The following is a 10600-nucleotide window of genomic DNA, read 5'->3' on the forward strand; positions in this document are numbered from 1 at the left end:
TCCGTATATTACCGGCCTTTGAAATTTGTTAAATCATATAAGAATGGCGTATAATAAGAACGAAAGTTACGATGAAAAGATCACGTCCGGTCTTGTAGAAAACTATAAAGAATGCCTGCACCTGCTGGGGGAAGACCCTGAGAGGGAAGGCCTGCAGAAAACACCTGAACGGGTAGCCAAAGCCATGCAGTTTCTTACACAAGGGTATCAGCAGGACGCACGCGAAATACTGGAAGGCGCGAAATTTACAGAAGCATATAGTGAAATGGTGATTGTAAAAGACATAGAATTATACTCTATGTGTGAACATCACATGCTGCCATTTTTCGGAAAGGCCCACGTAGCTTATATTCCCAACGGGTATATCACCGGCCTGAGCAAAATAGCCAGGGTGGTAGATGTATACGCCCGCCGCTTACAGGTACAGGAGCGATTAACACACCAGATCCTGGATGCTATCCAGGAAACCCTGCAGCCGCAGGGCGTTGCGGTAGTAATTGAAGCACAACACCTGTGCATGATGATGCGCGGCGTGCAAAAACAAAATTCCCTTACCACCACCTCCGCTTTCAGCGGCCAGTTCGAGCATGGTACCACCAGGGCCGAATTCCTGAAACTGATTGCCAAATAAAAAGATTTTATATAACGGATTACGGATTTATGGGTAGATGATAATAGTAACTTATATTTATCAGCTACCTGTAAATCCGTAATTCTTATTTATATTTGAAAAAATATTAATTTATATCCACATGAAGCATGCTTACGTATTTCCCGGACAAGGTTCCCAGTTTCCGGGTATGGGCAAAAATCTGTACGACACCAACGCAAAAGCAAAAGAACTTTTTGAACAGGCCAACGACATCTTAGGTTTCCGTATTTCAGATATCATGTTCAATGGTACAGAGGAAGACCTGAAACAAACCAACGTTACACAGCCTGCCGTATTCCTGCATGCAGTGATTGCCTTCCTCTGCACGGAGCATTCCCAGCCTGAAATGGTAGCGGGTCACTCCCTGGGCGAATTTTCTGCCCTCGTAGCCAATGGCGTATTGTCGTTTGAAGCCGCCCTGAAACTGGTGGCTATCCGCGCCAATGCCATGCAGAAAGCCTGTGAGCTGCAACCTTCCACAATGGCCGCTGTACTGGCCCTGGATGATGCTAAAGTAGAAGAAATATGTGCGGCTGTTACCGCCGAAACCGGCGAAATAGTAGTATCTGCCAATTATAACTGTCCTGGTCAGCTGGTGATTTCCGGTACCCTCAAAGGCGTGGAAATTGCCTGCGAAAGAATGAAGGCCGCCGGCGCCAAAAGAGCACTGATCCTGCCGGTAGGTGGCGCGTTCCACTCTCCTTTAATGGCTTCTGCCAAAGAAGAATTACAGGCAGCCATCAACACCACTACTTTCAATACCCCTTCCTGCCCGGTGTACCAAAACGTGGTAGCCGTAGCAGTAACCGATCCTGCACAGATCAAACAAAACCTGATCGATCAGTTAACAGGCGCCGTAAGATGGACGCAATCCGTTCAGGCAATGGTGGCCGATGGAGGTAAAGAATTCACGGAAGTAGGCCCCGGTAAAGTATTACAGGGACTGATCCAGAAGATCAACAAAGAAACAGTGGTAAACGGCATCAACTAAAATGCAGCCGATTTTGTCTTTACTGCTGATTACGCGGATCATGCTTTGCACATACATTGCGCATACTTAGTACATACTTAGCACATGCCTTTGATGTGGAGTTGACACGGACCTGACGTGGAGGTGATGTGGACTTGATCGGTAACCTATTGTGTATCAAAGCGCTAGAGGGGGTTCCGGGAGATTCTTTAGCGGGGTCGCATCAGAGAAACAAACTGGATATCAATGCTTTAGGCGTTTTATAAAGATAAACGTAATCAGGCAAAAAAACAAAATTTTGGATCAGGGAAGATAGCAGCGGAATATGCGCTTTTATCTTCCCTGATTTTTTACTTTATAATACAATCTCCATCTCGTACTGCGACAGATAATGCATCAATCCGGCCTGTTGCAGGAATTTATCTATCTCCGGAAAATGTTCATCAATATTTATAATGCTCACCGCCGCACCCCTGAACTGATCGGAAGCATATTGCAATAAAGCGCTGCCCACCCCTTTTCTGCGGAACTCCGGGTGTACGGCTATATTCCTGACCCTCCGGGTATCTTTATGTACACTGATGAAACCCGCCGTTTGCCCGTTGACGGTAGCCTCCCAGGTAACTGTAAACGGGGCTTCCCGCTGTATGCTGGCCACATTGTTGGACCAGGTGGGGATCATATCCATAAACGTAGCCAGCAGGGGCCAGTCGGGTGTTGTATTTTCTTTTATGGAGATGCCCGCCGGGTTTTTATGCGTTTTTATATTGCCTTTGAAAGAATGAATGGTGCGGGTTTTATGAAACCCTGTATTCGTATATGCTTTGATGGCAGGAAGATTGGTGCTGATTACCTCCAGGATTATTTTACGGATACCCTGCGACTGGTACGCAGGAATAAACTGATCATACATTTTTTGTACGAGGTGCTGGCCGCGGTATTCGGGAATAATACCAGTGCCTCCGTTGTATAATACAGTTGGATGCGTTTTGTTATCTACTGCATGTAAAATGAAGCCGCCAAGTGCATTACCGGCAAAGGCGCCGATAGAGTAATCCCGCAGCAGGTTTTCACCCTGCATTTTTTGTTCCAGTATAGAGGGCGTGAGGTGCAGGGGCACTATATAATCGCTGAAAGCCACGTTGAAAGTGTCGCAGAGGTCGGGTGTGGATACGTTGTGAAGTGTCCGGAAGTCGTGGATAAAAATCATAGTGAAATGGTATGTCGTCAATATTAATGAGGATTGATGACATACCGTCCCGGAATTTTATGAGCGGAAAAATTATTGCAGTTCTATGCTGACGTTAATCCATTCCGGATCAAATTTATCTGTATATTTTTGGTAGAAGTTGATGGCAGGTGTGTTCCATTCCAGCACCTGGAAAACGATGCCACTGAACCGTTTTTCTTTTGCTTCAATGATCAGCTGGTCGAACAACAATTTGCCGATGCCTTTACCCCGCCAGTTCTCTGTAACAAGAATATCTTCCAGGTACATCCTGCAACCTTTCCAGGTAGAGTAACGGATGTAATACAGTGCAAATCCGTGGATCACTTCCTGTCCGTTAATCATAGTGGAGGCTACAAATGCTTTCCACACCGGGTTGGGGCCAAATCCTGCTTCTTCAAAATGTTCCTGGCTCACGGTTACTTCTTCCGGTGCTTTTTCATATGCTGCCAGTTCGCGGACCAGTTCCATCAACCGGGCACAGTCTTCTTTTCGTGCAACCCTTAACGTTATATCTTCCATATCTGTATATATTAATCAAATACCCGGCCGGTTGTTTATACACACAGCCTCCGGCCGGAGGCTGCAAATTAATCAAAATTGCGAAGTCCATCGCTGCCACTCATCCCGGTAAGCGAACGCCGTATAACAGTAACCGTAAATATCGGTATGTTAAAATGGCAAACAATATTGTAATTTGTAGGTTGTTTGGGGTGGAAATGGCATTAATCTCTTCTTACATGAAAAATATGCTTGCGCATTATACAGCTTACAATTACTGGGCTAACCAGCAGCTGGCAAAGGGGTTACTAAAATTAACGGATGAACAGCTGGACCGGGAGCTGGGAGGAGGATTTTCCACGTTGCGCGCTACCGTTTATCACCTGTGGCATACGGAAAGTTTGTGGTACCAGCGTTTACAGCTCACGGAAAAAACAACCGATCCTACGGCGGGTTTCAGCGGCAGCTTTGCGGCGGCTTGCGCGGCCTGGCTTACACAGTCGGAACAACTGGAGGAATGGGTGCAAAAGGCCAGCCAGGTGAGGCTGAACCACACGGTTGCCTACACCCTCAAAAAGAGTGAACACTATAAAATAGCGGTACAGGATGTGATCATGCAGGTGTGTAACAGTAGTACCTTTTACCGTGGACAACTGGTATATATGTTAGAGATGTTGGGCGTGAGTAAGATACCGGTCACGGAATACAGTCGTTTTAAGCCCAAAAAATAGGTTGGTTTTATTATTTTTGATAGATTTTCCGCCTTTTAAAATTCCTATATGAATGCTGCTTCTTTTTATGCAAAGGCCCCGAAACACCTGGTGGCAGTAGATTGTATCATCTTCGGTTTTGATGAAGGCCGCCTGAAATTATTGATCATGCAACGGAAAGTTGCCCCTATGGCCGGCGAATGGTCGCTGGTGGGCGGTTTTGTGCAGGAAGATGAAAGTACCGATGAAGCGGCCGCCCGCGTGCTGGAGCATACCACCGGGCTGGACGATATTTACATGAACCAGCTGCATTGCTATGGTAATGTGGGCCGTGATACCGGCGCCAGGGTAATATCTGTTGCCTATTATGCCCTGATCCGTATTAAAAACCACGATAAGCCGCTGGCCCGCGAACACGGTGCACACTGGCTGGAACTGCACGAAATACCGGAACTGATCTTCGATCATGGTAAAATGATTGAAGACGCATTGGCTGCACTCCGCAACAATGCACAGTTTCACCCCATCGGCTTTGAACTGCTGCCGGAGAAATTCACCCTCTCACAACTCCGGAGCCTTTACGAAGAAATCTACCAGAAAACCCTCGACAAACGTAATTTCCGCAAAAAGATCCTGTCGCTCGATGTGATGGAAAAACTGGAGGAGAAAGACAAAACTTCTTCCAAGAAAGGCGCTCACCTGTATCGCTTCGATCCTGAGAAATATGAAGCCCTGAAACGCAAGGGATTGGTATTTGAAATCTAGTGATAAAATGAACAAAATGGATGAAAGCAGGCACTGTAAATAAAATTATTTTACAGGCCGTTGATTCCCATTTATGTCATGTTTACACCGTATGGGCCTTTGCGCCCTGCTTTTTATTTCGCAGGCATTATGCGCCCAGCATAATGATATTATAGCAATTAAGAATGCGTTACCACGGTTAACGGACAGTGCTGCCTATGCAGATGCGTTGAACAGGTTATCATCGCTGTATCTGCCGCGACAGCTGGACAGCAGCGGCGTATACGCCCGGCGCGCCGGTGAGCTGTCGGAGCGTATTCATTACAGCAAGGGACAACGTGACGCATTGCGGGGCATGGGCCGGTATTATGCGCTCAGGCCACACCGGTATCTTTCCTTTCTTTTTTATGACAACGCATTGGCCGCCTGCCGCGCCGCCGGCGATTCTGCAGGCGTTGCGGTATCGCTGATGAATATTGGCACCTTTTACCAGTACCAGCAAAAACATACGGAAGCGCAGAACTATATCAACAGGGCGCTGAAAGTAGCCTGGGATGCGGGACTTGACTCCCTGCGGGCCTGGGTGCTGGTGAGCTATTACATCATTAATGAATCGGACTCTGCTGCGTTGCCCATTGCACAAAAAGGGCTGCAACAGGCCCTCAACCTCACTGACAGGTATCACGACGAACCAGGCATTTTATACACCAGGTTATTTGCCGCACATGAACAGATGAGGGCGGGCGAAATAAAGAAAGCAGAAGAAACCCTGAAAGGTATAATGGCCGCGGCCGACAGTACAGGGCTTAACTACATTGCCATGTACGCCTGCATGCAGCTGACAGGCTATTGCATCTGGCAAAGAAAAGCAGATTCGTTGCAGTACCAGCGCAAATCAGTGAGCTATGCGGTAGCCGGTGGATACACCGGGTTAATGCTGCCGGCGATTACCGGGTTATATAACACGTACCTGCAATCGGGCGATGCCTCCAAAGCCTCCGGATACAGCCGTCTCGCACTCGGTGTGATGCAGCAGCAACAGGAAGACATGCAGGCCGGCGAAGCAGATTACCTCTCCTATGCCTTTGGCGATGAATGGCTGGATTCCCTTCAGCAGCAACATCACTCACAACAGGAACAACTGGCTTTTAATAAAGCCACAAATCATTTCTGGTATTATCAGCTGCTGATCATAGCGGCCATTGCTATCCTGCTCATTATCCTGCTTATTTACTTTGTGCGCGCCCACCGCCTTTCCCGGAAAAATGCCGCCAGCATGGCCACTTTGCAGGAGGAGATCCGCGTTGGAAACAAAGCCCTACAGGATAACGACGACTTTAAAAATAAACTGATTTCAATGATTGCGCATGATTTCAGAACGCCCCTGTATAACATCGTTAATATCACCGGGTTTATTGATGAAAAGGCGCTCACCGTTACAGATGCTGCCAGCATGATTGTGGAAGTAGAACATACCGCCTCCGATACCCTGGTTATTTTTGAAGAAATATTGCGATGGATCCGTACCCAGCTGTCGGGCTTCGTATATCATCCTGAAATATTCCTGCTGGAAGAAATGATCAGCGCCACAGCCGGCAACCTGCAGCATTTGCTTGCGGGGAAAGACATTCGCTTATCCATAGACATCCCGGCAGGAACTACTGTGCTGGCAGATTATGAAATGCTGCAGTTCATCCACCGGAATTTCTTACACAATGCAATTAAGTTTTCACCGGACTATGGCGTAATAACGATAAAGGCTACACGTAAAAATAACTTGCTTACAGTTTCTTTTACAGATGAAGGTTCCGGTATAGACGCTGCCGTGCTGCCACATCTCTTTAACTGGAGCAGCAGCACCAGCGAACAGGATCGCGCAGGGAAAGGCGCAGGCCTGGCACTCATCATCTGCAAAGACTTTATAGATAAAATGAACGGAAACATAAAGGCGGAAAACAATTACGAGGAAGGCAGCACCTTTTATTACCAGCTGCCAGAATCATTGGAAAAAGCATGACACGCCGCATCAACTATTCATATTACCAACACATTTTATCCGCCACGTTGCTGGCGCTCGCCTTGTTATGCGCGGCGCCCCGTATTGCTGCCCAAACCCCGCAGCTGCCGGAACTGCTGCATGAGTTAGCCGCTCCCCATGATAGTATCGCCTATATCAACACCCTGGGGGAACTCGGCGCACTGTATATGATGATTAACCTCGACAGCAGCTTTACCTATGCTATCAGGGAATATGAAATAGCAGAAAGATGGCAGTATAAAAAAGGCATGGCAGACGCCTTTGATGTAATGAGTTTCTGCTACGCACTGAGAACAGATTTTAATGTAGCCGGCATCTACGGCTACAAAGCGCTGCAGCTGCACAAAGCGGCATCAGACAGCGCACGCATCGCTAAAACGCTGAGTAACCTCTATCTCTACTATCGCAATATGGGACGCCCGGCAGATGCCAATAACTATTTCTATGAAGCCTTTCATATGGCTGCCAGGCTCCCGGCATCGCAGGATTCTATCTACAGTATTCTACTGGTAAATTATGCCATGCGTTTTTATAAAGATAGCACCCGTAAGGACTCCGTACAATGGGCCTTGCAAACGGCCGCGCATATCAGTGAAAAGTATCCGCACAGCCGGTTGCCGTTGTACATTGATGCCTACGCAGCAGATACGTTGGTAGTACAAGGCCGTGGAAAAGAGGCAGAGGCGAGGATCAACCAACTGGCAGCGGCTGCATTGAACAGGGGGCTGCCCTATGTAGCGATGGACATTTATAACCGGCTGGAAGATTATAGCCGGCTGGGGTATCATACAGATTCTACCCGGTACCGGGAGCTGTCTTACCAGCTGGCTAAAAAGGCCGGGTGTATTGAGCTGAACCTGCCCGTACTGGCAGGATTATACGACTACTACCAACAGCATAACCAGGTTGCGAAAACTGATTATTACAGCCGGGAGATAATGCGGCTGGCCGCGCAACACCGTTATCAGCAGGGGAAGGATCCTATTAACTATATCGCCTTCTTTTTAAAGGAACAGTCCCTGCAACAGTTATCCCGCAGCAACCAGCAGCAACAACTGGAACTGGAACAGGTACAGCTCCGGAGAAAACACAGCCAGTTTATAATAGCCGGGCTGTTTATTATTGTGATCCTGCTGTTCATCCTGCTGTACAGCCGGTACCGGCAATACATTACCTGGCAGGAGCAGGAACAGGCTATTTCAGACAGTTACACCCATGTGTCGCTTAAAAATGTAGCCCTGCGGGCAAATGATGAGTTTAAGAACAAGCTGATTACCCTTATTGCGAACGACTTCCGCGCGCCGCTGCATCATATTTCGGAGGTGGCGCTGAAGTTGCGGAATCAGGCCGCCAGCCAGGCTACTATGGCTGCTTTGATCCGGGAAATTGCATTGGTATCCGGTAACACGCTCTGCGTGTTTGATAATATTTTAAAGTGGATCCGCATGCAGTTGCCTGGATTTACCTACCAGGGAACACGTTGCCTGCTGGATGATATATTCCTGCAGGTTTTAAAGCAAACGGCGCCTGATGTGAAGGAGAAAGCATTGGTGGTGGTGAACCTGTTGCCGGAAGGAGGTGTGGTAATGGCCGATCCGGAAATGCTCCGGGTAGCCCAGTTGCACCTGATGCGCCTCTCCATACAGTACGCCCGGCCGGGCAGCTTGCTGATCCTGTCGGCCTGGAACAACGAAGGGGCGGTATACACCCGCATCATTGCGGATGCCGGTCCGGCTACAGATGATATTTTACGGCACCTGTCCAGCTGGCAGCACGACATGCACGCCCTTAGCTATGCTATTACCCGTGATTTTATGAATAAGATGAAAGGCGCTGTACAGGCAACAACCAGTGAAGGGAAATACCTGGTGTTTACCGCGGTGCTGGAAGGGGCTGAAAACACAAACGGATAACAGCTGCGAATGATCCGCTGCTGTTATCCGTTGTAATATCGGGAGTATGTTTATTTGCCGTATTTATCCCCGTCGTACGCCCATTTGATGTAGTTGGCGCCCCAGGTGAATCCGCCGCCAAAGGCAGCCATCATTACGTTGTCGCCTTTTTTGAGCTGCTTTTCGTAGTCCCACAGGCATAAAGGAATAGTACCGGCGGTGGTGTTGCCATAGCGGTGAATATTCATCATTACCTTTTCGTCCGGTACGTTAATGTATTGGGAAGTGGCCGCAATGATACGTTTGTTTGCCTGGTGAGGTACCAGCCATGCAATATCGTTTGAGGTAAGGTTATTGCGTTCCATTACGTCCTTCGCTGCTTCCGCCATATTGGAAACGGCGTATTTAAACACCATTTTACCTTCCTGGTATACGTAGTGTTCGCGGTTGTTTACGGTTTCAATGGTGGCAGGTTTTACGGAGCCACCGGCTTTCATGTGGAGGTATTCGCGGCCATGACCATCACTTTTCAGGATGCTGTCCATTAAGCCGAAGCCTTCTGTATTAGGTTCCAGCAATACGCCACCGGCGCCATCTCCAAAGATGATACAGGTGGTTCTGTCGGTATAATCAATGATAGAACTCATTTTGTCGGCCCCGATGATCATTACTTTGGCGTAACGGCCACTTTCAATGAACCGGGCGCCGGTTTCCAGGGCGTATAAAAAGCCGGAGCAGGCAGCGCTGATATCAAAGCCAAAAGCGTTTTTAGCGCCGATTTTGTCGGTTACCACGTTGGCGGTAGCCGGGAAAGTCATGTCCGGGGTTACGGTGGCTACAATCAACAGATCAATTTCTTCCGGAGAAATTCCTCTCTTTTTGCAGATTTCCAGTGCTACAGGAACACACAAATCAGAAGTCCCTTTCCCTTCTCCCTTCAATATCCTTCTCTCCGAAATGCCCGTCCGGGTTAATATCCAGTCGTTCGTTGTATCTACTAATTTTTCTAATTCCTGGTTGGTTAGCACGTAATCGGGAACATACCCACCCACCGCTGTAATAGCGGCCGTTATTTTATTCATATAAACTAAATATGTGTTTAAAACGAGGCGTAAAAATACGATATAAACGTATATTTCCTAAAAAAGTCGCATATGACAAATATTAGGGATTGTCAATCCGTTAAAAGTTAGCATCTTTGCCCCGGTTTTCCCGAATACATTATTAATCAATTTCCAAAAGTTTAATTAATTTACTGAACCTTTACCTCGTATGATTGCTTATCTGAATGGTAAATTAGCATATAAGTCGCCTGCTCTTGTTCATATGGATGTGAATGGAATCGGTTATGAAGTACAGATCAGCCTCAATACATATTCCCGGATACAGAATATGGAAAGTTGCAAACTGTTAACCTTCCTCCAGATTAAGGAAGACGCACACACTTTATATGGTTTTTTTGAAGAAGCAGAAAGAAGTCTTTTTCTCCTGCTGATCAGTGTTTCAGGGGTAGGCGCGAGTACCGCGCGCATGATGTTGTCTTCTTTACAACCAGAAGATGTACAACGGGCGATCATGATGGAAAATGAAAAAATGCTCGAAAGCGTGAAGGGAATCGGTGCGAAAACAGCCAAAAGAATAATTCTGGAACTCAAAGACAAGTTGACGAAGCATAAGGATACCGGCATACATTTATCTGCCAGTGTGAACAATACAATCCATGAAGATGCGTTAAATGCTCTGATAACTCTGGGAATAGCCCGGAATATGGCAGAATCATCTATCCAGAAAGTCATGAAAAATGAGCCGCTATTGCAAAATTTGGAAGAACTGATAAAGAAGGCTCTGAAAACGTTATAAGAAGT

Annotated in this window: 10 protein-coding genes; 7 read left to right on the forward strand and 3 right to left on the reverse strand. The window is 47.3% G+C overall.

From position 1 onward, the window contains the following. Window positions 1-43 precede the first annotated feature (43 nt). Both folE and fabD read left to right on the forward strand, forming a co-directional pair. Complete coding sequence (folE, locus tag PV783_RS07350; RefSeq protein WP_079469373.1) at window positions 44-631, forward strand: GTP cyclohydrolase I FolE; 588 nt, start codon at window positions 44-46, stop codon at window positions 629-631. Window positions 632-752: 121 nt separating this feature from the next. Further along, window positions 753-1643 (forward strand): ACP S-malonyltransferase, encoded by an 891-nt coding sequence (fabD, locus tag PV783_RS07355; protein WP_420987539.1) that lies wholly within the window; start codon window positions 753-755, stop codon window positions 1641-1643. A 334-nt stretch (window positions 1644-1977) separates the two neighbouring features. Here the strand turns inward: fabD and PV783_RS07360 are convergent, their stop codons facing one another. Both PV783_RS07360 and PV783_RS07365 read right to left on the reverse strand, forming a co-directional pair. Continuing rightward, window positions 1978-2832, reverse strand: coding sequence for a GNAT family N-acetyltransferase (locus PV783_RS07360; protein ID WP_420987540.1), 855 nt, complete (start codon window positions 2830-2832; stop codon window positions 1978-1980). A 72-nt stretch (window positions 2833-2904) separates the two neighbouring features. Next, entirely contained in the window at window positions 2905-3372 is a 468-nt protein-coding gene (locus PV783_RS07365; protein ID WP_420987541.1) for a GNAT family N-acetyltransferase, read from the reverse strand. Between the two features lie 218 nt (window positions 3373-3590). Here PV783_RS07365 and PV783_RS07370 point away from each other — a divergent pair, with 218 nt between their 5' ends. The 4 genes from PV783_RS07370 to PV783_RS07385 all read left to right on the forward strand — a co-directional run bounded on the left by PV783_RS07370 (window position 3591) and on the right by PV783_RS07385 (window position 8756). Next, on the forward strand, window positions 3591-4082 hold the full coding sequence (locus PV783_RS07370) for a DinB family protein (protein WP_159454267.1): 492 nt from the start codon (window positions 3591-3593) through the stop codon (window positions 4080-4082). A gap of 48 nt (window positions 4083-4130) precedes the next feature. Beyond that, the gene (locus tag PV783_RS07375; protein ID WP_079469368.1) at window positions 4131-4826 is read left to right on the forward strand and encodes an NUDIX hydrolase; all 696 of its coding nucleotides are present in this window, start codon (window positions 4131-4133) and stop codon (window positions 4824-4826) included. Window positions 4827-4899: 73 nt separating this feature from the next. Next, window positions 4900-6822: a sensor histidine kinase gene (locus tag PV783_RS07380; RefSeq protein ID WP_420987542.1), complete on the forward strand. Its 1923-nt coding sequence runs from the start codon at window positions 4900-4902 to the stop codon at window positions 6820-6822. Beyond that, complete coding sequence (locus PV783_RS07385) at window positions 6819-8756, forward strand: hypothetical protein (RefSeq protein WP_420987543.1); 1938 nt, start codon at window positions 6819-6821, stop codon at window positions 8754-8756. The genes PV783_RS07380 and PV783_RS07385 overlap by 4 nt, the downstream gene beginning before the upstream one ends. A gap of 50 nt (window positions 8757-8806) precedes the next feature. Here the strand turns inward: PV783_RS07385 and PV783_RS07390 are convergent, their stop codons facing one another. Continuing rightward, window positions 8807-9817, reverse strand: a complete 1011-nt coding sequence (locus PV783_RS07390; RefSeq protein ID WP_420987544.1) for a beta-ketoacyl-ACP synthase III — start codon at window positions 9815-9817, stop codon at window positions 8807-8809. Between the two features lie 190 nt (window positions 9818-10007). Between PV783_RS07390 and ruvA the strand changes: the two genes are divergently transcribed. After that, window positions 10008-10595 carry a Holliday junction branch migration protein RuvA gene (ruvA, locus tag PV783_RS07395; protein WP_079469364.1) on the forward strand — a complete coding sequence of 196 codons (588 nt, stop codon included), beginning with the start codon at window positions 10008-10010 and terminating at the stop codon, window positions 10593-10595. The last annotated feature ends 5 nt before the right edge of the window (window positions 10596-10600 follow it).

It is taken from the genome of Chitinophaga sp. CC14 (assembly GCF_048957795.1).
Lineage (GTDB): Bacteria > Bacteroidota > Bacteroidia > Chitinophagales > Chitinophagaceae > Chitinophaga > Chitinophaga ginsengisegetis.

Bases quoted from the DNA above. Each gene is read 5' to 3' on its own strand.
- PV783_RS07360 (WP_420987540.1), bottom strand. From the start codon at position 2,832: ATGATTTTTATCCACGACTTCCGGACACTTCACAACGTATCCACACCC.
- PV783_RS07390 (WP_420987544.1), bottom strand. From the start codon at position 9,817: ATGAATAAAATAACGGCCGCTATTACAGCGGTGGGTGGGTATGTTCCC.
- PV783_RS07385 (WP_420987543.1), top strand. From the start codon at position 6,819: ATGACACGCCGCATCAACTATTCATATTACCAACACATTTTATCCGCC.
- PV783_RS07370 (WP_159454267.1), top strand. From the start codon at position 3,591: ATGAAAAATATGCTTGCGCATTATACAGCTTACAATTACTGGGCTAAC.
- PV783_RS07365 (WP_420987541.1), bottom strand. From the start codon at position 3,372: ATGGAAGATATAACGTTAAGGGTTGCACGAAAAGAAGACTGTGCCCGG.
- fabD (WP_420987539.1), top strand. From the start codon at position 753: ATGAAGCATGCTTACGTATTTCCCGGACAAGGTTCCCAGTTTCCGGGT.
- ruvA (WP_079469364.1), top strand. From the start codon at position 10,008: ATGATTGCTTATCTGAATGGTAAATTAGCATATAAGTCGCCTGCTCTT.
- PV783_RS07380 (WP_420987542.1), top strand. From the start codon at position 4,900: ATGTCATGTTTACACCGTATGGGCCTTTGCGCCCTGCTTTTTATTTCG.
- PV783_RS07375 (WP_079469368.1), top strand. From the start codon at position 4,131: ATGAATGCTGCTTCTTTTTATGCAAAGGCCCCGAAACACCTGGTGGCA.
- folE (WP_079469373.1), top strand. From the start codon at position 44: ATGGCGTATAATAAGAACGAAAGTTACGATGAAAAGATCACGTCCGGT.